We start from the raw sequence: 24,098 nt of genomic DNA, 5'->3' as shown, positions 1-24,098 counted from the left end.
AAAAAAGGGGAGACAGTGCAGACGCTGGCGTACGGTTCCTGGCCCTCGCCCATCGACGCGGCCCTCGCCGCCACCCACGACGGGCACCCCGAGTACGTGGGCTTCGTCGGCGACGAGGCGTGGTGGACCGAGCCGCGGCCGACCGAGGGCGGGCGGCGCACACTGGTGCGGCGCCGGGCCGACGGCACGGAGGAGTCCGTGCTGCCCGCACCGTGGAACGTGCGCAGCCGGGTGGTCGAGTACGGCGGTCAGCCCTGGGCCGGAGAGGTGGTCGGCGGCCGGCCGCTCGTCGTCTTCGTGAACTTCGCCGACCAGCGGCTCTACCGGTACGAGGAGGGCGCCGAGCCACGGCCGATCACCCCCGTGTCCACGCTGGGCGGTGGACTGCGCTGGGCGGAGCCGCAGATGCGACTCGGCCTCGGTGAAGTGTGGTGCGTGCTCGAGGAGTTCACCGGCGAGGGGCCGACCGACGTGCGGCGGGTCCTGGCCGCCGTCCCGCTGGACGGCTCGGCGGCCGGCGACCGGGCCGCCGTACGCGAACTCACCGACGACCGGTACCGGTTCGTCACCGGAGCGCGGATCTCGCCCGACGGGCAGCGCGCGGCGTGGCTCGCCTGGGACCATCCGCGGATGCCGTGGGACGGCACCGAGCTGCTGGTGGCCGGCATCGGCGCCGACGGCACGCTCGCCGCCCCGCGGACCGTCGCCGGGGGACCGGACGAGGCGATCGCCCAGGCCGACTGGTCGGCCGACGGCCGGCTGCTGTACGCGAGCGACCGCAGCGGCTGGTGGAACCTCTACCGCGACGGCGAACCGCTGTGCCCGCGCGAGGAGGAGTTCGGCGGACCGCTGTGGAAGCCGGGCCTGCGCTGGTTCGCCCCGCTGGCGAGCGGACCCGTCGCCGTCGTGCACGGGCGCGGCTCGACCGCCCTCGGCGTGCTGGACCCCGAGACCGGCGAGGTCGTCGACGCGGCCGGCCCCTGGACCGAGTTCGCTCCCACCCTCGCGGTGTACGGCGAGCGGGTCCTCGCCGTCGGAGCCAGCCCGCGCAGCGCCTACGAGGTGGTCGAGCTGGACACCTGCACGGGCCGGGCCCGGGTCATCGGCGCCGAGCACGACGACGCCGTCGACCCCGCCTACTACCCCGAGCCGCAGATCCGCACCTTCACCGGCCCCGCCGGAGACGAGATCCACGCGCACATCTACCCGCCGCACAACCCCGGCTGCGTGGCCCCCGGCGACACACCGCCGCCGTACGTCGTCTGGGCGCACGGCGGCCCCACCGGCCGTGCGCCCCTCGTCCTCGACCTGGCGATCGCCTACTTCACCTCGCGCGGCATCGGGGTCGCCGAGGTCAACTACGGCGGCTCCACCGGGTACGGCAGGGAGTACCGCAACCGGCTGCGCGAGCAGTGGGGCGTGGTCGACGTCGAGGACTGCGCGGCCGTCGCCCTCGCCCTCGCCGACGAGGGCACCGCCGACCGCGCCCGGCTCGCCATCCGCGGCGGCAGCGCCGGCGGCTGGACCACGGCCGCGTCCCTCACCACCACCGACATCTACGCCTGCGGCACGATCCTCTACCCCATCCTCGACCTGGCGAGCTGGGGCGACGGGGAGACCCACGACCTGGAGTCGCAGTACCTGGAGACCCTGATCGGACCACTCGCCGAAGTGCCGGCACGGTATGCGGAACGCTCGCCCGCGGCACACGCCGACCGTCTCACCGTGCCCTTCCTGCTGCTGCAGGGCCTCGACGACGTGATCTGCCCGCCGACCCAGTGCGAGCGGTTCCTCGCCCGCATGGAGGGACGCCGGGTGCCGCACGCCTACATCGCCTTCGAGGGGGAGGGCCACGGCTTCCGGCGCGCGGAGACGATGATCCGTGTCCTGGAGTCCGAACTCTCCCTGTACGCCCAGGTGTTCGGGCTCAACCCGCCCGGTGTCCCCAGACTGGAACTCGCCAAGTGAAGCCACTCATCCGCCCCTCCAGACTCGCCCCCGGCGCCCGCGTGGCCGTCGTCGCACCCAGCGGGCCGGTGCCCGAGGAGCGGCTGCAGGCCGGCCTCGACGTGCTGCGCGGCTGGGACCTCGACCCGGTGGTCGCACCCCATGTGCTCGACCGGCACGGGGAGTTGGCGTATCTGGCGGGCACGGACGCCGACCGGGCGGCCGATCTGCAGAACGCCTGGTGCGATCCGGCCGTCGACGCCGTGCTGTGTGCCCGGGGCGGCTACGGGGCGCAGCGGCTGGTCGACCTCCTCGACTGGGAGGCGATGCGGGCGGCCGGACCCAAGGTGCTCGTCGGCTTCAGCGACGTCACCGCGCTGCACGAGGCGTTCGCCAACCGGCTGGGCCTGGTCACCCTGCACGGTCCGATGGCCGCGGGAGTCGACTTCATCAAGAACGCGCGGGCGCAGGACCACCTGCGGGCCACGCTGTTCGAGCCGGAATCGGTGCGCACGATCGCCTCCACCGGCTCCGCACTGATCCCCGGCCGGGCGAGGGGAGTCACGCTCGGCGGCTGTCTGTGCCTGCTCGCCGCCGAGGTCGGCACCCCCTTTGCCCGGACCTCCGCACGCGGCGGTCTGCTGTGCCTGGAGGACGTGGGCGAGGAGACGTACCGGCTCGACCGCTACCTCACACAGCTCCTGCGCGTCGGCCTGTTCGAGGGCGTGCGCGGCGTGCTGCTCGGGTCGTGGCAGGAGTGCGAGCCGTACGAGCGGGTGCGTGCGCTGCTGTTGGACCGGCTGGGTGGCCTCGGTGTGCCCGTTGTGGAGGAGTTCGGGTTCGGGCACGGTGAAGGGGCGTTGACGATCCCCCTCGGCGTGAGCGCCGAACTCGATGCCGTTTCGGGCACGTTGACTCTCGACGAGCCCGCGCTGCGCTGAGCGCAGTTCACTGAATCTCCGTCAAGAAACCCCCGTCACGGCGATTGACCTCGCTTGACACGTGTCACACCATGACAACCGGCCAGTACTTACTGGTCGGTAAGCCGGGCTGTCCTCAGCGTGCCTCAGTGTGGAGGTCTCCGTGTCCCGTAGCGTGCCCAGATCACGGCCTGCCCTGGCCCCACTCGCTCTCGCCCTAGTCCTCGGCGCCACGCTCACCGCACCCCTCGCGCTCACCGCTCCGGCCGCCGCAGGCGGCCAGTTCACCGTCACCGCCCTGAAGTTCACCGTCCAGGCCGGCGGCCGCACCTGCACCGTCGACGCCGATCTGTACCGGCCCGCGGGCGTGGACCGCGCCCACCCCGCGCCCGCCGTCCTCGCCACGAACGGCTTCGGCGGCAGCAAGTCCGACGGCTCGACCGACGCCATAGGAAAGGCCTTCGCCCAGCGCGGGTACGTCTCCCTCATCTATTCCGGCCTCGGCTTCGGCAGGTCCGGCTGCCTGATCTCGCTCGACGACCCCACCATCGACGGCGTCGCCGCGTCGCGGCTGATCGACTTCCTGGGCGGCAGGCGCGCCGCCGACGACGGCACGAAGGCGGACTTCGTCACCCTCGACGCCCCCGGCGACCCGCGCGTCGGCATGGCCGGCGGCTCCTACGGCGGGGCCGTCCAGCTGGCCGCGGCGGCCGTCGACCAGCGCCTCGACGCGCTGGTGCCGATGATCACCTGGAACGACCTCGCGTACTCCCTCGATCCGAACAACGCCGTCGGCAGCGGCAGTGTGCCCGGCGTCTTCAAGTGGCAGTGGGCCAACGGCTTCTACCTCATAGGCGAGGGCCAGCCCCTGCTCGAGCCGAACCTCGACCCCTCCCGCATCAACTCCCTGGCCTGCCTGCACTTCGTCACCAAGGCCTGCGACACGATCCGTACCCTCAACTCCGGCCGCTACCCGGCCGAGCAGACCGCCGAGCTGCTCGCCTATGCGCGCAGCGTCTCCCCGGTGTCGTACCTGAACCGCGTCAAGGCACCCACCCTCCTCGTCCAGGGCCAGGCCGACAGCCTCTTCAACCTCAACGAGGCGACGGCGACGTACAACACCCTCAGGGCCCGGGGGACACCGACGAAGATGATCTGGCAGTCCTGGGGCCACAGCGGCGGCCTCACCGACCCGGCGGCCGGTGAACTCAACCTCGGTGAGGGCAACCTGGAGACCAGCTACGTCGGCCGGCGCATCCTCGCCTGGTTCGACCGCTACCTGGGAAAGAAGAACGCCGACACCGGGCCGGCCTTCGCCTACTACCGCGACTGGGTCACCGACCCCGACAACACCTACGCCACCGCCGACCGCGTCCCTGAGCTCAGCCGCACGCTCTACCTCTCCGGCGACGGCAAACTCGTCGACAACCGCAGCAAGGTGGCACGCGGCAGCCGCACCTACAGCAACTGGCTGACCCCCACCAGTCACTCCGAGAGCTCGCTCGCCGCACTCCTCGGCATCCCGGACCCGGCGCCGTACGACACCCCGGGCACCTACCTCGGCTGGACCAGCGAGCCGCTCGCGCGCACCACCGACGTCGTGGGCGCACCCCGGGCCACGCTCAAGGTCGTCTCCCCGAGGGCCGAGCGGACGCAGGGCTCCGCGGACGCCGCCGACAAGCTCGTGCTGTTCGCCAAGCTGTACGACGTGGCGCCCGACGGCACCCGGACGCTGGTGCACCGGCTGGTGGCACCGGTGCGGGTGCCCGACGTGACGAAGAGCTTCACGGTGACCTTGCCGGGGATCGTGCACCGGTACGAGAAAGGGCATCGGCTGCGCTTCGTGATCGCGGCCAGTGACGGTGCGTACTTCGGGAACCGGGGGATCAAGCCGGTGACCGTGGTCAGTGCGCCCCAGGACACGGGGGTGCTGCAGCTGCCGGTGCTCGGCTGAGCGCAGGTGAAGGCCGCTCACCGTGCGTGATCGTGGATCCGGGAGCATCCTGGACGTATGACCGCGAAGACGTCGGAGAGCGGCAGGAAGGCCGACGGGCAGCTGGGTGGCGTGCGCGGGGCGATGACACCTGCCCGGGTCGCCGTGCTGGTGCTCGTCGCCCTCGCCCTGGTCCTCATCTTCGAGAACACCCGTGAGACCGAAATCCGGCTACTGATCCCCCTGGTGACGATGCCCCTGTGGCTCGCGCTGCTCGGCATGGGGGTCATCGGCGCACTGTTCGGGGCGTACTTCATGCGACGGCGCCGCTGACGGGTCGTACGCTGGCGGAATGCCGCACCCCGCATCCCGCTACCTCGCCGAAGGCCCCCGTGTGGGCATACGCCACTTCACCTACGAGGACGGTGGCGAGTTCACCGGGCGCGCCCGGGAGAGCAAGGAACTGCACCAGCCCTGGCTCTTTCCGCCGGACAGCGCAGCCGCGTACGCCGCCTACGCCGGGCGGCTGATCGAGGACCCGTCCAAGGCGGGGTTCCTGGTGTGCGCGAAGGACGACAGCGGGGGCATCGCGGGGTTCATCAACATCAACAACATCGTCGAGGGCGCCTTCCAGAGCGGCGCCCTCGGCTACGGCGCCTTCGCGCACGCGGCGGGGCGCGGCCTCATGCGGGAGGGCCTCGACCTCGTGGTCGGCCACGCCTTCGGCCCGCTGCGCCTGCACCGGCTGGAGATCAATGTCCAGCCGGCCAACACCGCCTCCGTAGCCCTCGCCCGCGCCTGCGGCTTCCGTCTGGAGGGCTTCTCGCCGGGCATGCTCTTCATCGACGGGGCATGGCGGGACCATCAGCGGTGGGCGATCACCGCCGAGATGCGGGCTTGAAGTTGATCTTCATCGTGTCGAGGTCGGTGACGGTCGACTTCAGATCGCGAAAGCCATAGCCCAGCTCCCGCAGCGCCCTCTCGGCCCGGTCCTCCGCGATCGCGCCGGCCATCTCCTCGCCGTCCGCCGCGTCGGAGACCACCACGTACCGCATCGAGAAGTGCTTGAGCGGCGACGGCTCGTAGGAGAGCGATCCTTCCTCGCTGAACCGCATGCTGGTCAGACCGTGCTCCGCGGCCTCGGCGAGCAGCCTCGCGCGGGCGGTGTCGGTGAGGGCGTCCCAAGTGCCCCGGACGATCACCCGGTACGTGTGCTGCTCGCTCATGCTTGCGCTACCTGCTCCCGTGTCGATGGCATTGAGGGTCGATGGCATTGAGGGTCGACTCTACGTCGGCGAGGATGAACCGCATGCGGAATATCGTCGTGCTCGACGCCCCCTCCAACCTGGGCCTGCGCCCGCCCGCCCCCGGCACCGTGCCCGGCTGCCACAAGCTCGCCGGGGCGTTGCGTGAGCAGCGGATCGTGCAGCGTTTGCGGGGGCTGGAGGGCGGGGTGGTCGTGCCCCCGCGGTACGACCGGGGGGACTGGCGGGAGGGGGACGGCGTGTTCAACGCTGCCGCCATCGCCGGGTACACCCGCAAACTCGCCGACCGGATCGAGCGCCATGTGCGCGCCGGGGACTATCCGGTGGTCCTGGGCGGCGACTGTTCCGTCAACCTGGGTGCCGCGCTGGCGCTGCGCCGGATCGGGCGGTACGGGCTGGCCGTCTTGGACGCCTCACCCGACTTCCGGCACCCGGGCAACTCCGAGCGGGTCGGGGCGGCGGGCGGCGAGGAGGTCGCGCTGGCCACCGGGCGCGGGCAGGAGGACCTGACGAACCTGGAAGGGCTCAGGCCCTATCTGCGTGACGAGGACGTGCGGTACTTCGGCATCCGCGACTGCTTCGAGGAGGAGCGCGCCGAGCTCGCCGACCTGAAGATTCCCGTGGTGACCGTCGGCGACGTGCGCGAGTGGGGCGCACAGGCGCTCGGGTCCGTCACCCGCCAGGCCTTCGAGATCCCGCAGCTGGACGGCTTCTGGGTGCACCTGGACGCCGACGTCCTCGACCCGTCGGTCATGCCCGCCGTCGACAGCCCCGACCCCGAAGGCCTCACACCCGACGAACTCGTCGCGCTGCTGCGGCCGTTGCTCGCCTCCGCGAACTGCGTCGGCCTCAACGTCACCATCTACGACCCCGATCTGGACCCGGAGGGCACGGCCGCGGCACTGCTCACCGACACCATCGTGTCGGCGTTCGATCAGGACTGACGGTCCGCGTACTCGTAGATCGTCCCGTCCGGATGCAGCGCCAGCAGATTGCGTCCCACCGGTGTCGGCACCGGGCCCGCGATGATGTGCGCGCCCAGCTCGCTCAGCACCTGATGCGCCTCGTCGACGTCCTTGACGGCGATCGTCGCGGCGACCTTGCGCAGTACCTCCAGCTCGGCCTCCGGACCGCTCATCAGCAAGAAGCAGCCGATGGCGGCCACCTGGACGCCGCCGCGTTCGAAGCGCAGGGCGGTGGCGCCCGCGAGCCGTTCGTAGAAGGGGACCGCGGTCTCCAGGTCGTCGACGCAGACACGCAGCGTGGTTCCCAGGATGTCCATACGGACGAGCCTAGTTGGGGGCGGCCGGTGAGTGAGATCGTTTCACGCGATCCCCTCACGCCGCTCGTGACGGAGGGCGTTATGCGTACGCCTGTACGGGTACTCGGCGTCCATGGACCGCTTGGATCACCTTGAGCACCTGGACAAGCAACTGGTCGACGAGCTGGCACAGGTGGCGCGTGAGACCGTCCGTGACGAACTGCGCGAGCAGACGCGCAGGCAGCGCCGACGGGCCACGCTGTACGCCGCGTCCGGCGCCGTCGCCCTGTACGCGGGCGCGGCCCTCGCGCTCGCGCTGGGACTGGGCCTCGCCACCGGGCTGCCGGACTGGGCCGCCGCACTGATCACCGCGGTGATTCTCGGCGCGGCGGCGTATGCGCTGCGTGGCGCGGCACGTCCGTCCGCGTCCCGGCCGGCGTCGGACGAGGCGGAACTGACGACGGCGCACGCGCACACCGGAGGCGGCACCGCGCCGGTCGCCCCGCCGAGCGGGGTCGGGGGGACGTATCCGCCCATGCCGCCCGTCCCGCCCGGGTCCGCAGTGCCCGGCGCGAGGACGCCCGAGGCGCCCGGTGCGCGCAAGCCGCACCCTGACGACATCGACCCCGAGCAGCCGCAGCACCGGGCGTGACGCCGGTGCGCATGCCGTGGGAGAAGGCCCTGCCGAAGCGCGGCAGGGCCGTCGTCGTGACCGGGGCCAGCGGCGGGGTCGGCCGGGCCGCGGCCCTCGCCTTCGCCGCCCGGGGCGACCGGGTCGCCCTGCTCGCCCGGGGCCGCGAGGGCCTCGCCGGGGCGGCGGACGAGGTGCAGCGGGCCGGCGGTGAGGCCCTGACCGTCACCGTGGACATGGCCGACGCCAAGGCCGTCGACAACGCCGCCCAGCAAGTCGCCGACGCCTTCGGGCACATCGACGTCTGGGTCAACAACGCCTTCGCCGGGATCCTCGCCCCGTTCACCGAGATCACCCCGGACGAATTCCGACGGGTAACCGAAGTGACCTACCTGGGCTATGTGTTCGGCACCCGGGCCGCGCTGCACCACATGCTGCCGCGCGACCGGGGCACGATCGTGCAGGTCGGCTCCGCGCTCGCCTACCGGGGGATCCCGCTGCAGTCGGCATACTGCGGTGCCAAGCACGCCATCCAGGGATTCAACGAGTCACTGCGCTGCGAACTGCTGCACGGCAAGAGCCGGGTGCGCACCACGATGGTGCAGCTGCCGGCACTCAACACCCCGCAGTTCGACTGGGTGTTGAACCGGCTCCCGGGCCGGGCCCGGCCGGTGGCACCCGTGTACCAGCCGGAGGTGGCCGCGCGGGCCATCGTGCACGCGGCCGGGCACGGGCGGCGCCGGGAGTACTGGGTGGGCGGTTCGACGGTGGCGACCCTCATGGCCAACGCGGTCGCTCCCGGGCTGCTGGAGCGGTATCTGGCCCGGACCGGCTTCGACGCACAGCGCGACGAGGGCGAGCAGAGCGGGCCGGGCAACCTGTGGACCCCGGCGGACGGGCCGCACGGGCAGGACTTCGGGGCGCACGGTCGCTTCGACGAGGAGTCCCAGCCGGGCAGCTCACAGGAGTGGCTCTCCCGTAACCGTGGCAGGCTGGGCCGGGCCGCCCTCACGGTCGGGGCCGGTGTCCTGGCCGCGCGGCAGCTGACCCGCATGACCCGTCGCCAGGCCGTGGCCGGGGATATGCCTGGGTGACCCAGCCCTTCTGCTAGGCGACCCGGTACTCCTGCGCCTCCTCCGCCCGCAACGTCAGCCCATGGCCGATGCCCTGGGTCGGGGCGACCGTGCCGCCTGTCGGGTCCAGGGCGCCGGTGAAGAGCATGTCCTCCAGGCGGACATGGTCGTGGAACCACTCGATGTGGCGGAGGTTGGGGACGGCGGCCGCCGCGGCGGCGTGGGCGTGCGGGGCGCAGTGGGCCGAAACGTCCAGGCTGTGGGCCTGGGCCAGGGCGGCGGCGCGCAGGAACTCCGTGAGGCCGCCGCAGCGGGTGGCGTCGATCTGGAGGCAGTCGACCGCGCCGGCGGTGATCATGCGGGCGAAGTACGGGAGGTCGTAGCCGTATTCGCCGGCCGTGACGTCGCACGGCAGCAAGTCGCGGACCAGGCGCAGGCCCGTCAGGTCGTCCGAGGACACCGGCTCCTCGAACCAGCCCACACCGTGCTCGGTGAGGGCGTGGCCGACGCGGACCGCCTGTTTGCGGGTGTAGGCGCCGTTGGCATCCACGTACAACTCCGCCTCGGGACCGATCACTTGACGTGCGGCCTCGACCCGGGCCACGTCGCGCAGCACCGCGCGGCCCCGGTCCTCACCGATCTTGATCTTCACGCGCGGGATGTGCTGGCCGTGCACCCAGCCGTTCAGCTGCGCGGCCAGATGCTTGTCGTGATACGTCGTGAAGCCGCCGCTGCCATAGACGGGGACGCGTTCGCGGCACGTGCCGAGGAGCCGGGCCAGGGGCAGTTCGAGGAGGCGGGCCTTGAGGTCCCACAGGGCGATGTCCAGCGCCGAGATGGCGCACGCGGCGACGCCGGGGCGGCCCGCGTTGCGGATCGCGCGCGACATCGCGTCGTGCGCGGCCGGGATGTCCAGAGCGCTACGGCCCTCGACGAGGGGCCCGAGGTGGTCGCGCAGGAAGTCGCCGATCGCCGCCGGACCGTATGTCCACCCGGTGCCGGTCGCGTCGCCCGCCACCACCTCGGCGATGACGACGGTGGTGGAGTTCCAGGCCAGGGTGCCGTCCGCCTCGGGGGCGTCGGTGGGGACCGTGTAGACGGAGACGACGGGGAGATGGAGTTTCATGGGTCCTTGGCCGTCCCTCTCACTGTTGGAGCTGCGGCAGCACCTTGGTGCGGTAGAAGTCGAAGAAGCCGCGTTGGTCGGGTCCGATCTGGTTGACGTAGATCCGGTCGAAGCCCGCATCGGCGAAGGCGTTCAGCGCGGACACGTGCTCGTCGGTGTCGTCCCCGCACACCGTGTTCTCGCGCACCATCTGCTCGGTGATCAGCGGCTCCAGCTGCTCGAAGTGGCTCGGCGAGGGCAGGATCTGACCCATCTCGCCGGGCAGCAGCTGGTTGGACCACAGTCGCCGTACGGTTCGTACGGCCTCGTCGCGGTCCGTGCCGTAGCAGACCTTCGTGCCGCCCATGACCGGCTTGGCGTTCCCGCCGCCCTTGCGGAACTGGGTGACCAGCTCCTCGTCCGGCATCATCGTGATGAAGCCGTCGCCGACCCGCGCCGCGAGGGAGGTCGCCGCGGGGCCGAAGCCGGAGATGTCGATCTCGACGGGCTCGTCGGGCACCGTGTAGAGGCGGGCGTTCTCCACCCGGTAGTGGCTGCCGTAATGGCTGATCTCCTCGCCGGAGAAGAGCCGGCGCATGATCAGGATTGCCTCCTCCAGCATGTCCATGCGCACGCTCGCGGGCGGCCACACATGCCCGAGGATGTGCTCGTTCAGGGCCTCGCCGGTACCGACGCCGAGGCGGAAGCGGCCGTTCGTCATCACCGCGCAGGTCGCCGCCGCCTGGGCCACCACCGCCGGGTGGATCCGCACGGTCGGGCAGGTCACGGCCGTCTCGATGGGCAGCGACACCGCCTCCGAGAGAGCGCCGATCACCGACCACACGAAGGGGCTCTGGCCCTGCGCGTCGTTCCACGGGTGGTAGTGGTCCGAGATCCACAGCGACTGGAATCCGGCCTGTTCGGCCATCCGCGCCTGCTCGACGAGATCGGCGGGGCGGAACTCCTCCGTCGCCAGGAAGTAGCCGTACTCGGGCATGGGTGACACCTCCGGGACTGCCGCGTCGGCGGCGGGGACGGGTCGCCGTCCGGGTACCCGGAGGTCCGGCCGGAAACCGGGCCGGCCGCCTCGATGCGGCCCTGACGTGCCGCCTTGACGTGCTGCCGTGACGGCCGCCTTGAGGTGCCGGAAACCGGGGCCGCCCCCGGCGCGGACGTTTGGCGGTCCTGGCCAGGGGGACGCGGAAGGCTCCCGAGGTACGCGACAGCCCCGGAGGCCAACCGTGAGTCGACCCCGCATCGTGATCGTCGGCGCCGGATTCGCCGGGTACCGGGCGGCACGCACCCTGTCCCGGATCACCCGGCGCCACGCCGACATCACCCTGCTGAACCCGACCGACTACTTCCTGTATCTGCCCCTGCTGCCCCAGGTCGCCGCCGGCATCCTGGAACCACGCCGGGTGACCGTCTCGCTCTCCGGCACCCTGCGCCACGTCCGGCTCGTGCTGGGCGAGGCCGATGCCATCGACCTCGACGGGCACACCGTCCAGTACACGGGTCCCGAGGGCGACGTCGGGACCCTGTCCTACGACCGGCTGATCCTCGCCGCGGGCAGCGTGAACAAGCTGCTGCCCATCCCCGGCGTCGCCGAGCACGCGCACGGCTTCCGCGGCCTTCCCGAGGCGCTGTATCTGCGCGACCACGTGACCCGGCAGGTGGAGCTGGCGGCCACCGCGGACGACCCCAAGAGCTGCGCCGCGCGATGCACCTTCGTGGTGGTGGGCGCCGGATACACCGGCACGGAGGTCGCCGCTCAGGGCCAGCTGTTCACCGACTCCCAGGTGCGCAAGCACCCCTTGCGCACGGGAATGCGGCCACGCTGGCTGCTGCTCGACATCGCCGATCGCGTGCTGCCCGAGCTGGACGAGAGGCTCTCGCGGACCGCCGACCGGGTGCTGCGGCAGCGGGGCGTGGACGTGCGGATGGGCACCTCCGTGAAGGAGGCCACGCACAACGGGGTGGTGCTGAGCGACGGCTCGTTCGTCGACACCCGCACGCTCGTGTGGTGCGTCGGCGTACGGCCCGATCCGCTCGCCGAGTCCCTCGAACTGCCCATGGAGAAGGGCCGCCTGCTCGTCGACCCGCACCTCCAGGTACCGGGCCGGCCCGAGGTGTTCGCCGCCGGTGACGCGGCCGCCGTGCCCGACCTGGAGAAGCCCGGCGAGTACACGCCGATGACCGCTCAGCACGCCTGGCGGCAGGGCAGGACGGTGGGCCAGAACGTGGCCGCCTCCCTGGGCATGGGCGAGCGGCGCGCCTACCGCCACCGGGACATGGGCTTCGTCGTCGACCTGGGCGGCGTCAAGGCCGCCGCCAACCCGCTCGGCGTCCCCCTGTCCGGCGTGGCGGCGGGCGCGGTGACCCGCGGCTACCACCTGGCGGCCATGCCCGGCAACCGCGTCCGCGTCGCCGCCGACTGGCTCCTGGACGCCGTACTGCCCCGCCAGGCCGTGCAGCTGGGGCTGGTTCGGTCGTGGTCGGTACCGCTGGACACCTCGTCGCCGGAGCTGGCCAGGGTGCCGGGGCGCTCGGAGAAGGGGGCGCAGGACCAGCACGGGGACAAGCGCGGACCGTCGAGGACTGGCGCTCAGGACACGGACGCCGAGGCGTCCACGGGCAGCGGCGGGACCGAGCACGCAGCGGGGAGCCGGGAGCCCGGCGAGCCGGCGAGGAACCGGCCCGGCGGCGAACCCGCCCATGGCCGGCCCGGCGGCGAACCCGCCAGGAGCGGGCCTGGCGGTGAGCCCGCCAAGGGCCCGGGGCCGGGCCCTGCCACCGCGACCGGACCGGTCGAGGGCGGGCGCGCCGACGGCCCCGGAGGAACCGAGCAGCCCGACCCCGTCCAGGACCCCGACGCCGCCAAGCATCCCGAACCCCCCGGCCCTGTGAAGCGGCCCGACTCCCGAGCGGGCGGCCGCGAGCCAGGCCCCGGTGCGGGCCCCGGCACGGGCGGTGAACCACCTCCCGGGACACCGGCCGTCCACAAGCCCCACCCGGACGCGCCCATAGCCCCCGAATCCCGCCCCCAGCACCCTTCGAAAGGAGACTCATGAACACCGCTGAACTCGTCGAACTGGCACAGCAGTTGCGCGTGGACAGTGTGCGTGCCTCCGACGCCGCGGGATCGGGGCATCCGACCTCGTCGATGTCCGCCGCGGATCTGATGGCCGTACTCCTCGCGGAGCACCTCCGCTACGACATCGACCGGCCCGCCCACCCCGGCAACGACCGCTTCGTCCTCTCCAAGGGACACGCCTCGCCCCTTCTGTACGCCGCGTACAAGGCTGCCGGTGCCATCGAGGACGGCGAGCTGGTCACCTTCCGCAAGCTCGGCAGCCGGCTCGAGGGGCATCCGACGCCGCGGCGGCTGCCGTGGGTGGAGACCGCGACCGGGTCGCTCGGGCAGGGACTGCCGGTCGGCGTCGGCATCGCGCTGGCGGGGCAGCGGCTGGACCGGACCGGGTACCGGGTGTGGGTGCTGTGCGGGGACAGCGAGCTCGCCGAGGGCTCCGTGTGGGAGGCCGCCGAGCATGCGGCGTACGAGCATCTGGACAACCTCACCGCGATCGTCGACGTCAACCGGCTCGGCCAGCGCGGCCCGACCCGGCACGGTCATGACCTCGACGCCTACGCCCGCCGCTTCCAGGCCTTCGGCTGGCACACCATCGAGGTCGACGGGCACGACGTGGACGCCATCGACCGCGCGTACGCGGAGGCCGGGTCCACCGTCGGGCAGCCCACCGTGATCCTCGCCCGCACCCTCAAGGGCAAGGGCGTCGAGGCCGTCGAGGACCGCGAGGGCCTGCACGGAAAGCCGCTGCCGGATGCCGACGAGGCCATCGCCGAACTCGGCGGCCGGCGCGACCTGCGCATCCACGTCCACGAGCCGTCCGCGACCCGCATGCTGCACGCGGTATCCGGCGGCCGCCTCGACCTGCCCCGCTGGGACAAGGGGGAGGAGGTCGCCACCCGCAACGCCTACGGTGAGGCGCTCGCCGCGCTCGGCACCGGCCGCGGCGACATCGTCGCCCTCGACGGCGAGGTGAGCGACTCCACCCGCGCCGAGTTCTTCGCCAAGGAACACCCCGACCGCTTCTTCGAGTGCTACATCGCCGAGCAGCAGCTGGTCGCCGCGGCGGTGGGGCTCGCGACCCGCGGCTATGTGCCGTACGCATCCACCTTCGCCGCCTTCCTCACCCGCGCCTACGACTTCGTGCGCATGGCGTCCGTCAGCGGTGCCGGCATCAACCTCGTCGGCTCGCACGCGGGCGTCGCGATCGGACAGGACGGGCCGAGCCAGATGGGCCTGGAGGACCTGGCGATGATGCGGGCCGTGCACGGATCGACCGTGCTGTACCCGTGCGACGCCAACCAGACCGCGCACCTCGTCGCCGCCATGGCCGGACTGGAGGGCATCCGCTACCTGCGCACCTCGCGCGGCGCCGCCCCGGTCATCTACGGCCCCGACGAGGAGTTCCCGGTCGGCGGCAGCAAGGTGCTGCGCTCCAGTGACCGCGACCGGCTGACCGTCGTCGCGGCCGGCGTCACCGTGCACGAGGCGCTCGCCGCCGCCGACGTCCTGGACCGCGAGGGCATCCAGGTCAGGGTCGTCGATCTCTACTCCGTCAAGCCCGTCGACCGGGCCACCCTGCGCCGGGCCGCGGAGGAGACCGGCTGCCTGCTCACCGTGGAGGACCACCACGAGGAGGGCGGCATCGGCGACGCCGTGCTCGACGCCTTCCTCGACGGGCGCCCGGTGCCGCGTCTGGTGCGCCTCGCCGTACGCATGATGCCGGGCTCGGCCTCGCCGGACGAGCAGCTGCACGCCGCCGGCATCGACGCCGCGTCCATCGCCGCCGCGGGCAAGCTGCTGGTGGAGGAGGCGGTCGTACGGTGACTCACGACGACGGTACGAGGAAGGTGCGGGCGGGCCGCCGTACCGTCGAGGTCAAACGCGTCGACAAGGTGCTCTTCCCCGGCGACGGGGGCGCGAAGGAGTACACCAAGGGCGACCTCGTCGACTACTACCGGTCCGTCGCCGAGTTCATGCTGCCGCACCTGCGCGGCCGCCCGCTGATGCTGGAGCGGCACCCCGACGGCGTCGACGGCCCGCAGTTCATGCAGAAGAACACCCCGGAGCACTACCCGGACTGGATCTCCCGCGTCGAGGTCGCCAAGGAGGACGGCACCGTCTGCCACACGGTCTGCGACGACGTCGCGACCCTCGTGTTCCTCACCGACCAGGCCTGCCTCACCCTGCACCGCTGGCTCTCGCGCACCGACCTCCCCCACTCTCGGCTTCGCTCGAGCGGGGGGACCCCCACCGACCGGCCCGACCGGCCCGACCGCATGGTCTTCGACCTGGACCCGGCCGAGGACGACTTCGGGCAGGTGAGGGAGGCGGCCGGGCTGCTGGGCGAACTGCTCGACGAGCTGAAGCTGCCGTCGGCGCTGATGACCACCGGTTCGCGCGGCCTGCACATCGTGGTGCCGCTGAAGGGAGAGGAGAACTTCGACCAGGTGCGCGCGTTCGCCCGGGACGTCGCCGACACCCTCGCCGACGCCCACCCCGACCGGCTCACCACGGCCGCCCGCAAGAAGGACCGCGGCCACCGTCTCTACCTCGACGTGCAGCGCAACGCCTATGCCCAGACAGCGGTCGCGCCCTACACCGTGCGCCCCCGCCCCGGCGCACCCGTGGCCACACCGCTGACCTGGTCCGAACTGGACAACCCGGACCTCGACGCCCGCCGCTGGACCATCGCGGACGCCGTGGAACAGGCCCGCACCAACCCGTGGGAGGGGGTGATGAGCCGGCCCCGCGCGCTGGGACCCGCGCGCCGCCGGCTCGACGCACTCCGTGGCTGAGACACGCAAACTCATGGGTTTGGCCAAGGCCTTCCGGGCCACTCGCCGTTGGAGGCGCCCATGACTGATTCACAGAACTCACCCAAATCATCCAGACAACGACAGGAACGACAGGGCGGGGCGGACGACAGGCCGTCCCCCATGGAGGTGCTGCGCCAGGCACGCGCCCAGCTCGCCGAACTCACCGGCAAGGACGCTGAGACGGTGTCCTCGTTCGAGCAGACCGAGGACGGCTGGGCGCTGGAGATCGAGGTCCTGGAGCTGAGCCGCGTCCCCGACACGATGAGCCTGATGGCGAGCTACCAGGTGGAACTCGACCACCAGGGACAGCTCACCGGCTATCGCCGTGTCCGCCGCTACGAACGCGGACGGTCCGACGCACGCAGGTCCGGCGGCCGCTAGGTCGCGCACCCACGCCCGTCGCACCATCCCAGAGAAATCCCAGAGAAGGAGGAAAGGTCGGCATGACCGTGGTACCGGCACAGCAGTCCGGAGGCGGAGGCGGCAGCAGCGGCCTCTACGACGTCCTGGAGCTCGTCCTCGACAGGGGGCTCGTCATTGACGCATTCGTACGGGTCTCCCTCGTCGGCATCGAGATCCTGAAGATCGACGTCCGGGTCGTCGTCGCCAGCGTCGACACCTATCTCCGCTTCGCGGAGGCGTGCAACCGGCTCGACCTGGAGGCGGGCCCGCGCAAGAGCCCGGGGCTGCCCGACCTCGTCGGAGAGATCACCGAGTCCGGCGCACGCGGCAAGTCCAAGGGGGCGCTGTCCGGCGCCGCCGAGACCATCTCGGACGCCTTCAAGCAGGCGCGGGACGACCGGGACGAAGGGGAGCGCGAGTCCAGGCCGCGCGCCCGCAAGACCACCGCGTCCCGCAGGAAGGAGGAGCAGGAGTGAGCACGTACGTGTACGGCATCACCGCGAGCTCGCACCCCGCACTCCCGAGCGCCGTGGGCGGCGTCGGCGACCCGCCCCGCCAGCTGCGCATGCTGAAGCAGGGCGACCTGGCCGCGCTCGTCAGCGACGCCCCCGAAGGGCTGCGCCCCAAGCGCAAGGAGTTGCTGGCCCACTCGAACGTGCTCGCCGAGGCGGGCGCGGCCGGGTGCGTGCTGCCCATGCGGTTCGGCAGCGTCGCCCCTGACGACGACACGGTCACCGGAGTCCTCGCCGAACGCGCCGAGCATTACAAGGAGCGGCTCACGGCCCTGGACGGCAAGGTCGAGTACAACATCAAGGCCAGCCACGCCGAAGAGGCCGTACTGCACCGGGTGCTGTCCGAGAACCCGGAGATCCGGGCCTTCACGGAGGCCAACCGGCAGGCGGGCGGCGGCACCTACGAGGAGCGGCTGCGGCTCGGCGAGATGGTGGTCGCCGCGGTCAAGGCCCAGGAGGCCGAGGACGCCACCGACGTCCAGCACACCCTGGAACCGGCCGCGGACGCGGTCAGCGTGGGCCCCGAGTCCTCCGGCTGGCTCGTCAACGTGTCGTTCCTGGTGGACCGCGGCGCAGTAGAGACGTTCCTCACGGCCGTGGAGCAGCTCCGCAAGGGACATCCGCATCTCGAACTGCGTCTCAACGGCCCGCTGCCGCCGTACAGCTTCGTCGACCCCGGCCCCGCCGAGCCCGCGGGAACCACGATCGGCGCGGAGAGCGCGGAGGAGTGAGGCTGCCGTGGGACTGGTCGGAGAGGTACTGCTGCTGCCGTTCGCCCCGGTGCGCGGCAGCGCATGGGTGATCAGACAGGTCTTGCAGGAGGCGGAGCGCCTCTACTACGACCCGGCGACGGTGCGCGCCGAACTCGCCGCGCTGGAGGAGCAGCTGACCTCGGGCGAGATCGACGAGGACGAGTTCGACCGCCGGGAGGACGAACTCCTCGACCGGCTGGAGATCGCGCTCGGAGGCACGGCACCGGAAAGTGATGGGACGGCACTATGAATCGATTGGGACTGGGCCTCGCGGTAGGGGCCGGATACCTGCTCGGACGTACGAAGAAGATGAAACTGGCGTTCGCCGTCGGCACCATGGTGGCCGGCAAGCGGATGCATCTGAGCCCGCGGGCGCTCGCGGACCTGGTGTCTCAGCAGCTGCAGAACAACCCGCAGTTCAAGGAGATCGGGGACCAGCTGCGCGAGGACCTGCGCGGTGTCGGACAGGCCGCCTCGGGCGCCCTCGTCGAGCGGCAGCTCGACGCCTTCGCCGACCGGCTGCACGGGCGTACCGCACAGGTGCGTGACCAGCTGGAGGGCGTGGTTCCCGAGACGCCGGATCTCGGCGGGCGGGACGAGGACTCCGAGGAGCCGGAGTACGACGAGCCCGAGGCCTCGGAATCCGAGTCCGAGGAGTCGGAGGAGACCGAGGACAAGCCGCGTCGGAAGTCGGCCAAGAAGGCTCCGGCGGCTCCGGCGAAGAAGACCGCCAAGCCGGCGGCCAAGAAGGCACCCGCCAAGAAGGCCGCGGCCAAGAAGACGACAGCGAAGAAGACGGCCGCCAAGAAGACGACCGCCGCACGCGGGGCCGCCCGGAGCGCGCGGGCCCGGGCGCCGAAGGGTGGTGGCGAGCGATGACCGACACGCTCGGATCTGCGAGTTCGACCGCACGCGGGGCGAAGGAATCGCTCAGCGGCGTCGCCCAGAGCGAGGCGGCCGACCGGCTCAAGGCCGAACTGCGCGACTACGTGGCCGCACAGGCCACACGACTGCTGACCGGCGCCGGCCGCAAGCTCGGCGAGACCACGCTGAAGCTGAACGACATAGCCGACGGCAAGAGCCCGGGCTTCGCCAAGCTCGCCCTGGACGGCGGCCGCAAGCTCGCGGAGGGCAAGGGGCCCCTGCGCTCCGCCCTGGAGCTGGGCGCCTCCCGGGCCAAGGACAGCGTGACCGATGCGCTGAAGAACCTCGGCGGCGGCAAGGGCAAGCGCAAGGGCGGGGCGGGCAAGAAGCCCACCGTCATCCTCGAGTACGTCGATGTCGGCGTCCCGCTGCGCACGGCGTACGACCAGTGGACCCAGTACCAGGACTTCAGCACCTTCGCGAAGGGCGTGAAGAACGCGAACCGTGCCGACGACACGAGTTCCGACTGGCAGACGAAGGTCTTCTGGTCCAACCGCAGCTGGAAGGCGCACACCACCGAGCAGGTGCCCGACGACCGCATCGCGTGGACGTCGGAGGGCGCCAAGGGCACCACGAAGGGCGTCGTCTCCTTCCACCGGCTCGCCGAGAACCTCACCCGCGTCCTGCTGGTCATCGAGTACTACCCCAAGGGCCTGTTCGAGAAGACCGGCAACATCTGGCGCGCCCAGGGCCGCCGCGCCCGCCTCGACCTGAAGAACTACGTCCGCTTCATCACCCTCAAGGGAGAGGCGGAGGACGGCTGGCGCGGGGAGATCCGCGACGGCGAGGTGGTCCGCAGCCACGAGGACGCGGTCGCGGAGGAGGACGAGGAGGCGTACGAAGGAGACGAGGAGGAGGACGAGGAAGCGCCTCGCGCCGAGGACGAGGAGGACGAGGGCGAGGAGAGCGGGGAGTACTTGGACGAGGAAGACGAGGAAGCGGAGGACGCGGAGGAGCCGGGGGGCGAGTACGAGGCCGACGGTGAGGCCGAGGACGAGTACGAGTACGAGGAGGAGCCCGAGGCCGAGGCCGAGGAGGAATCCGAGAAGGAGCCCGAGGACGAGGACGCCGACGAGGCCGAGTACGCCGGCGGCGGGAGCCGCCGATGACGACCCCCGGGCGGCTGCCCCAGCCCTACGGCCACGACAGTGGCGCCAACCTCGCCGACATCCTCGAGCGCGTGCTCGACAAGGGCGTGGTCATCGCGGGCGACATCCGGATCAACCTGCTCGACATCGAACTCCTCACCATCAAGCTGAGGCTCATCGTCGCCTCGGTGGACAAGGCGAAGGAGATGGGCATCGACTGGTGGGAGGACGACCCGGCACTGTCCACACGGGCCCGCCGCGACGAACTCACTCGGGAGAACGCCGAGTTGCGTGAGCGGCTGGCCCAGCTGGAGCCCGCCCGGTCACAGGAGGAGGCCCCATGACCGCACTGCGCTACGTCTACGCCGTCTGCCGCCCCTTTCGCTCGGCCCTCCAGTCCCAGCTGACGGGGGTGGCCGGGGCGCCGCCGAAGCAGTTGACCCACCATGGCCTGATCGCCGTCGTCAGTACGGTGCCCGAGGCGGACTTCGCCGAGGAGCCGCTGCGAGCGCATCTGGAGGACATGGAGTGGCTCACGGCGACGGCCCGCGCCCACCAGCAGGTCATCGACGCGCTCACGGTCGTCACCACCCCGCTGCCGCTGCGGCTCGCCACCGTCTTCCGGGACGACAGCGGCGTACGCACGATGATGGAGGCCCGCGAGGAGGACTTCCGGCGCATCCTCGACCGGCTCGAGGGGCGTGTCGAGTGGGGCGTGAAGGTCTACGCCGAAACGGAGTCCACGCAGGACGTGCAGCCCGCCGAGCCCGCGCCGACCGGCCGGCCGGAGCCCGCGGGCACGTCGTCGGGCCGCGACTATCTCCGTCGGCGTCGCCAGCAGACGCGGGCCCGCGAGGACGTGTGGCAAAAGGCGGCCGCATTCGCCGGACGGCTGCACGAAAAGCTTTCCGCGTTCGCCGAGGAATCCCGGCTGCACGCCCCGCAGAGCGCCACGCTCTCCGGGGCGTCCGGGCAGAATGTACTCAACGCCGCCTATCTGGTATCGCGCGCGGATTCCGAGGAATTCGTGGAACTGGTGGACCGGGAGAAGGACGACGCCCCCGGAATCCGGGTCGAACTCACCGGGCCATGGGCGGCCTATTCGTTCACCGAGGAGTTCGCGGAGGAACCGGAGGGGCGGCCGTGACCGTCGTGGAACGCCGTGAGGTCGCCCTCGTGGACCTGCTCGACCGGCTGCTCGCCGGGGGCGTCGTCGTCACGGGGGACATCACCTTGCGCATCGCGGACGTCGACCTCGTCCGTATCGACCTGAACGCACTGATCAGCTCCGTCAACGAGCAGGTTCCGTCGCCCTGGGGGGAGTTGACGTGACATCACAACGCAACCGCCTGGACCTCGAACCCGACACCGTGGAACGCGACCTCGTGAAACTCGTCCTGACGGTCGTGGAGTTGCTGCGCCAGCTCATGGAGCGCCAGGCGGTACGCCGCTTCGACACGGGCGAGCTGAGCGAGGAGCAGGAGGAGCGCATCGGGCTCACGTTGATGCTGCTCGACGATCGCATGACCGAGCTGCGTGAGCGCTACGGACTGCGGCCCGAGGACCTCAATCTGGACCTCGGGCCGCTGGGACCGCTGCTTCCCCGGGAGTGAATTCAGTTCAGTGCTTCAGTTCACTCCCGGCATATCCTTCTTCTCACCACCGATACCAGCGGCCCCTGCCTCCTGCCGCGGTTGTACCGCGCATCACGAATCCCAGGAGCCACAGTACGAGGACCACGACCGCGATCCACCAGAGTGCCTTCAGTGCAAATCCGGCACCGAAGAGAATCAGAGCCAGTAGCAGCACGAGCAGAATAGGAACCATGATTTGACCTCCTGCTCGCCGGGTTTCCAGAAAGGCGCGATTCAGGCGTCCTTTCGGCACAGAATTTCCCCGTGCAGCACGCTGAACCAGCCGTCGTCGCGGCGCCCCCATTCCCGCCAGGCCGCCGACACGGCCCGCAACTGCTCCGCATTCGCGTGCCCGCCCGCGGTGGCCCGCTCTGCGTACGCCGAGGCCAGCGTGCGCTCGGCCCACAGCCCGCTCCACCAGGCCCGCTCGTCCGGCGCCGCGAAGGTCCAGGTGCTCGACGTGGCCGTGATCTCGGTGAGCCCCGCCTCCAGTGCCCAGGACCGCAGCCGGCGCCCTGCGTCCGGCTCGCCGCCGTTGGCGCGGGCGACCCGGCGGTACAGGTCCAGCCAGGCGTCCATCCCCTGGGAGGGCGGATACCAGGCCATGGCCGCGTAGTCCGAGTCCCGGACCGCGATGAGGCCGCCCGGCCTGGTCACCCGCTTCATCTCGCGCAGCGCCGCCACCGGATCGCCGACGTGCTGGAGCACCTGGTGGGCGTGGACCACGCAGAACGTGTCGTCGGGGAAGTCCAGGGCGTGCACGTCGCCGACCGTGAAGCCGACGTTGGCCAGGCCGCGTCCGGCTGCCGTGGCCCGGGCCTGCTCCAGGATCTCCGGTGCCCGGTCGATGCCGGTGACGTGACCGTCGGGGACCAGGGCCGCCAGGTCGGCGGTGATCGTGCCGGGGCCGCAGCCGACGTCCAGGACCGACATGTGCGGCTTCAGCGAGCCGAGCAGGTAGGCCGCCGAGTTGGCGGCGGTGCGCCAGGTGTGCGAACGCAGCACGGACTCGTGGTGCCCGTGCGTGTAGACGGCGGTCTCCTGCGGCTTCGAGTGCGGCTTCGAGTGCGGCTTCGACATGCCTGTTCCCCTCGTCTCGTCGTACCGGCTCCGGGCGCACGGCCCGGGGCGGTACCCGACACCGTACGCGCGCATGTCGAATGCTGAGACCTGGGTATCGCTATCTGGACAGTCGGCGTGCCTCGACCGATCAGGAACCGGGCAGCGGCCGGTACACCGTCAGTGCCTCCGGCAGCTTCTCCAGCGTCACCTCGCCGCCCACCTCGGTGACTTCACCGTCGTAGGCGAGCAGCGTGCCCGGTGTGACACCGGACAGGTGCAGTCGGCCGACCTGGACCGCGGCATGGGCGGGGGAGCGGGTCAGCGGGCCCGCCACGGCGGCCGCGAGCAGACGCAGTGCGGGCCGGCGGCCGCCGTGCACGACCCGAACGTCGAGCACGCCGTCCGCGAGATTCAGGCGCCGGGCCGGGGCGAGGCCCATCCGGTGGTACGTGCCGTTGCCGGCGAACAGCATCCACAACGGGTGGGCGCGGCCCGCGACTTCGGTGTGCAATGGGTGGCGGTCGCTGCGCAGGACGCGCAGGGCCGCGAGCACTCCGGCCGGCCAGGTGCCGACCCGGTGCTCGAAGCGGTCCCGCTCGCGCACCAGCTCCGGATACACACCGAGGCTGCACGTGTTGAGGAACAGACCCTGCTGTCCGTCGCAGGTGAAGCGGCCCACGTCCACGCGCACGGCCTCGCCGCGCTGGACGGCCCGGCTCAGATCGCGTTCGTCCTCCACGCCCAGGTCGAGCGCGAAGTGGTTCAACGTGCCGCCGGGCAGCACCGCGAGCGGCAGCCCGTGCTGCAGCGCGACCTCCGCGGCCGCGTTCACCGTGCCGTCGCCGCCGCACACGCCGAGTACCCGCGCCCGTTCCGCCGCCTTGTGCAACTCGGCCCGGGTGTCGTCCGGTTCGCACTCGACGAGCTCGGCGCGCGGCAGCAGGTCCAGCAGCGCGTGCACCCGGTCGGAGCTGCCCGACCCTTTGTTCGCCACGACGACCAGGCCGTCCCCCTCCGCCAGCGCCGGGACGTCCGTACGGGGCCGGGCCGGCGGGACCGCCCGGTCACGTGTCGGCACCATCCCTCGTACGGCGAACGCGGCGCCCGCGCCCAGGGCCGCGCCCGCCAGCACGTCGCTCGGAAAGTGCACGCCGGTGTAGACGCGCGACAGCGCGACCGACCAGGCGATCGGGGCCACCGCCAGCCCCCACGCGGGCGACTCCAGCGCGACACCCGTGGCGAACGCGGCCGCCGAAGCGGCGTGACCGGACGGGAACGACGTGGTGATCGGCTGCCGCTTCAGCTGCCGGACCGCCGGTACGGGGTCCAGTACGGGGCGGGGGCGGCGTACCGACCGCTTGCCGAGGGTGTTGATGGTCAGCGAGGCCAGGCTCAAGGAGGCGATGCCGCGAACCGCGGCCCGGCGGCCCCGGGGTGTCCGGCTCGCGGCCATGGCGGCGGCCGTCGCGAACCACAGCACTCCGTGGTTGGCGCTCCGGCTCAGCTTCGGCAGGACCCGCTCGGCATAGGGCCAGTTCCGCTCGGCGGCGAACTCGAACAGCCGGGAGTCGAGGGCGAGGAGCCGGTTGCGCAGGGCATGGCGGCCGCGCTTGGGCAGGGTGAGGTCGACGTCTGGGCTCATACAGGGGTGGGTACCCTGAAGTCGCCGATTGCTGTCCGGC

The 24,098-nt window shown here is 71.7% G+C and carries 28 protein-coding genes; 21 read left to right on the top strand and 7 right to left on the bottom strand.

All coding sequences use genetic code 11. From position 1 onward, the window contains the following. The first annotated feature begins 15 nt into the window (after positions 1-15). From ACFY5C_RS04165 to ACFY5C_RS04145, 5 genes are all read left to right on the top strand, one after another. Positions 16-1,968 (top strand): LpqB family beta-propeller domain-containing protein, encoded by a 1,953-nt coding sequence (locus ACFY5C_RS04165; protein WP_389440117.1) that lies wholly within the window; start codon positions 16-18, stop codon positions 1,966-1,968. Next, positions 1,965-2,888 (top strand): LD-carboxypeptidase, encoded by a 924-nt coding sequence (locus ACFY5C_RS04160; protein WP_389440115.1) that lies wholly within the window; start codon positions 1,965-1,967, stop codon positions 2,886-2,888. Before ACFY5C_RS04165 ends, ACFY5C_RS04160 begins: the two co-directional genes overlap by 4 nt. Positions 2,889-3,018: 130 nt before the next feature. Beyond that, positions 3,019-4,821 carry a CocE/NonD family hydrolase gene (locus ACFY5C_RS04155; protein ID WP_389440113.1) on the top strand — a complete coding sequence of 601 codons (1,803 nt, stop codon included), beginning with the start codon at positions 3,019-3,021 and terminating at the stop codon, positions 4,819-4,821. Between the two features lie 57 nt (positions 4,822-4,878). Further along, positions 4,879-5,133, top strand: coding sequence for a LapA family protein (locus tag ACFY5C_RS04150; RefSeq protein ID WP_389440111.1), 255 nt, complete (start codon positions 4,879-4,881; stop codon positions 5,131-5,133). 19 nt (positions 5,134-5,152) lie between these two features. Next, on the top strand, positions 5,153-5,701 hold the full coding sequence (locus ACFY5C_RS04145) for a GNAT family N-acetyltransferase (RefSeq protein WP_389440109.1): 549 nt from the start codon (positions 5,153-5,155) through the stop codon (positions 5,699-5,701). Here ACFY5C_RS04145 and ACFY5C_RS04140 read toward each other — a convergent pair. After that, positions 5,679-6,026, bottom strand: coding sequence for a DUF6204 family protein (locus ACFY5C_RS04140; RefSeq protein WP_389440107.1), 348 nt, complete (start codon positions 6,024-6,026; stop codon positions 5,679-5,681). The two genes, ACFY5C_RS04145 and ACFY5C_RS04140, sit on opposite strands and share 23 nt — an antisense overlap. A gap of 83 nt (positions 6,027-6,109) precedes the next feature. Here ACFY5C_RS04140 and ACFY5C_RS04135 point away from each other — a divergent pair, with 83 nt between their 5' ends. Beyond that, complete coding sequence (locus tag ACFY5C_RS04135; protein WP_389440105.1) at positions 6,110-7,009, top strand: arginase family protein; 900 nt, start codon at positions 6,110-6,112, stop codon at positions 7,007-7,009. Here the strand turns inward: ACFY5C_RS04135 and ACFY5C_RS04130 are convergent. Continuing rightward, positions 7,000-7,347, bottom strand: coding sequence for a VOC family protein (locus ACFY5C_RS04130; protein WP_328421358.1), 348 nt, complete (start codon positions 7,345-7,347; stop codon positions 7,000-7,002). The two genes, ACFY5C_RS04135 and ACFY5C_RS04130, sit on opposite strands and share 10 nt — an antisense overlap. A 112-nt stretch (positions 7,348-7,459) precedes the next feature. Between ACFY5C_RS04130 and ACFY5C_RS04125 the strand changes: the two genes are divergently transcribed. Further along, positions 7,460-7,978: a phage holin family protein gene (locus tag ACFY5C_RS04125; protein WP_389440103.1), complete on the top strand. Its 519-nt coding sequence runs from the start codon at positions 7,460-7,462 to the stop codon at positions 7,976-7,978. A gap of 11 nt (positions 7,979-7,989) precedes the next feature. Continuing rightward, complete coding sequence (locus ACFY5C_RS04120; RefSeq protein WP_389440101.1) at positions 7,990-9,051, top strand: SDR family oxidoreductase; 1,062 nt, start codon at positions 7,990-7,992, stop codon at positions 9,049-9,051. Positions 9,052-9,064: 13 nt separating this feature from the next. On the opposite strand, the gene ACFY5C_RS04115 is transcribed toward ACFY5C_RS04120, so the two are convergent. Continuing rightward, positions 9,065-10,156, bottom strand: coding sequence for an enolase C-terminal domain-like protein (locus ACFY5C_RS04115; RefSeq protein ID WP_389440099.1), 1,092 nt, complete (start codon positions 10,154-10,156; stop codon positions 9,065-9,067). A gap of 19 nt (positions 10,157-10,175) precedes the next feature. Further along, positions 10,176-11,132, bottom strand: coding sequence for an LLM class F420-dependent oxidoreductase (locus ACFY5C_RS04110; protein WP_389440097.1), 957 nt, complete (start codon positions 11,130-11,132; stop codon positions 10,176-10,178). A gap of 244 nt (positions 11,133-11,376) precedes the next feature. Here ACFY5C_RS04110 and ACFY5C_RS04105 point away from each other — a divergent pair, with 244 nt between their 5' ends. From ACFY5C_RS04105 to ACFY5C_RS04045, 13 genes are all read left to right on the top strand, one after another. Next, a complete protein-coding gene (locus tag ACFY5C_RS04105) occupies positions 11,377-13,206 on the top strand; it encodes an FAD-dependent oxidoreductase (protein ID WP_389440095.1) in 1,830 nt (609 codons plus the stop codon). Further along, positions 13,203-15,050 carry a transketolase gene (locus tag ACFY5C_RS04100; protein WP_389440093.1) on the top strand — a complete coding sequence of 616 codons (1,848 nt, stop codon included), beginning with the start codon at positions 13,203-13,205 and terminating at the stop codon, positions 15,048-15,050. Before ACFY5C_RS04105 ends, ACFY5C_RS04100 begins: the two co-directional genes overlap by 4 nt. Further along, positions 15,047-16,021, top strand: coding sequence for a non-homologous end-joining DNA ligase (ligD, locus tag ACFY5C_RS04095; protein ID WP_389440091.1), 975 nt, complete (start codon positions 15,047-15,049; stop codon positions 16,019-16,021). Before ACFY5C_RS04100 ends, ligD begins: the two co-directional genes overlap by 4 nt. A 60-nt stretch (positions 16,022-16,081) precedes the next feature. Continuing rightward, a complete protein-coding gene (locus ACFY5C_RS04090; RefSeq protein ID WP_389440089.1) occupies positions 16,082-16,423 on the top strand; it encodes a gas vesicle protein in 342 nt (113 codons plus the stop codon). A 62-nt stretch (positions 16,424-16,485) separates the two neighbouring features. After that, positions 16,486-16,920 carry a gas vesicle structural protein GvpA gene (locus tag ACFY5C_RS04085; RefSeq protein ID WP_389440087.1) on the top strand — a complete coding sequence of 145 codons (435 nt, stop codon included), beginning with the start codon at positions 16,486-16,488 and terminating at the stop codon, positions 16,918-16,920. After that, complete coding sequence (locus ACFY5C_RS04080) at positions 16,917-17,687, top strand: GvpL/GvpF family gas vesicle protein (RefSeq protein ID WP_389440085.1); 771 nt, start codon at positions 16,917-16,919, stop codon at positions 17,685-17,687. Before ACFY5C_RS04085 ends, ACFY5C_RS04080 begins: the two co-directional genes overlap by 4 nt. 7 nt (positions 17,688-17,694) lie before the next feature. Then, positions 17,695-17,958 (top strand): gas vesicle protein GvpG, encoded by a 264-nt coding sequence (locus ACFY5C_RS04075; RefSeq protein ID WP_389440083.1) that lies wholly within the window; start codon positions 17,695-17,697, stop codon positions 17,956-17,958. Then, on the top strand, positions 17,955-18,587 hold the full coding sequence (locus ACFY5C_RS04070) for a DNA primase (protein WP_389440081.1): 633 nt from the start codon (positions 17,955-17,957) through the stop codon (positions 18,585-18,587). Before ACFY5C_RS04075 ends, ACFY5C_RS04070 begins: the two co-directional genes overlap by 4 nt. Then, on the top strand, positions 18,584-19,741 hold the full coding sequence (locus ACFY5C_RS04065) for an SRPBCC family protein (protein WP_389440079.1): 1,158 nt from the start codon (positions 18,584-18,586) through the stop codon (positions 19,739-19,741). Before ACFY5C_RS04070 ends, ACFY5C_RS04065 begins: the two co-directional genes overlap by 4 nt. Then, entirely contained in the window at positions 19,738-20,064 is a 327-nt protein-coding gene (locus ACFY5C_RS04060; RefSeq protein ID WP_389440076.1) for a gas vesicle protein, read from the top strand. Before ACFY5C_RS04065 ends, ACFY5C_RS04060 begins: the two co-directional genes overlap by 4 nt. Beyond that, positions 20,061-20,867 carry a GvpL/GvpF family gas vesicle protein gene (locus tag ACFY5C_RS04055; protein WP_389440074.1) on the top strand — a complete coding sequence of 269 codons (807 nt, stop codon included), beginning with the start codon at positions 20,061-20,063 and terminating at the stop codon, positions 20,865-20,867. The genes ACFY5C_RS04060 and ACFY5C_RS04055 overlap by 4 nt, the downstream gene beginning before the upstream one ends. After that, positions 20,864-21,052: a gas vesicle protein gene (locus ACFY5C_RS04050; protein ID WP_030953078.1), complete on the top strand. Its 189-nt coding sequence runs from the start codon at positions 20,864-20,866 to the stop codon at positions 21,050-21,052. The genes ACFY5C_RS04055 and ACFY5C_RS04050 overlap by 4 nt, the downstream gene beginning before the upstream one ends. Further along, positions 21,049-21,333: a gas vesicle protein K gene (locus ACFY5C_RS04045; RefSeq protein WP_328421329.1), complete on the top strand. Its 285-nt coding sequence runs from the start codon at positions 21,049-21,051 to the stop codon at positions 21,331-21,333. The genes ACFY5C_RS04050 and ACFY5C_RS04045 overlap by 4 nt, the downstream gene beginning before the upstream one ends. Positions 21,334-21,376: 43 nt before the next feature. On the opposite strand, the gene ACFY5C_RS04040 is transcribed toward ACFY5C_RS04045, so the two are convergent. From ACFY5C_RS04040 to ACFY5C_RS04030, 3 genes are all read right to left on the bottom strand, one after another. Continuing rightward, a complete protein-coding gene (locus ACFY5C_RS04040; RefSeq protein WP_030047999.1) occupies positions 21,377-21,547 on the bottom strand; it encodes a hypothetical protein in 171 nt (56 codons plus the stop codon). 41 nt (positions 21,548-21,588) lie between these two features. After that, complete coding sequence (locus tag ACFY5C_RS04035; protein ID WP_389440072.1) at positions 21,589-22,434, bottom strand: class I SAM-dependent methyltransferase; 846 nt, start codon at positions 22,432-22,434, stop codon at positions 21,589-21,591. Between the two features lie 130 nt (positions 22,435-22,564). Next, positions 22,565-24,058 (bottom strand): bifunctional phosphatase PAP2/diacylglycerol kinase family protein, encoded by a 1,494-nt coding sequence (locus ACFY5C_RS04030; RefSeq protein WP_389440070.1) that lies wholly within the window; start codon positions 24,056-24,058, stop codon positions 22,565-22,567. Between the last annotated feature and the right edge of the window lie 40 nt (positions 24,059-24,098).

This window comes from Streptomyces sp. NPDC012935 (assembly GCF_042900345.1).
Lineage (GTDB): Bacteria > Actinomycetota > Actinomycetes > Streptomycetales > Streptomycetaceae > Streptomyces.
The sequence above is the reverse complement of the archived record's forward strand: the minus strand, read 5'-3'. Positions and strand labels throughout refer to the sequence as shown.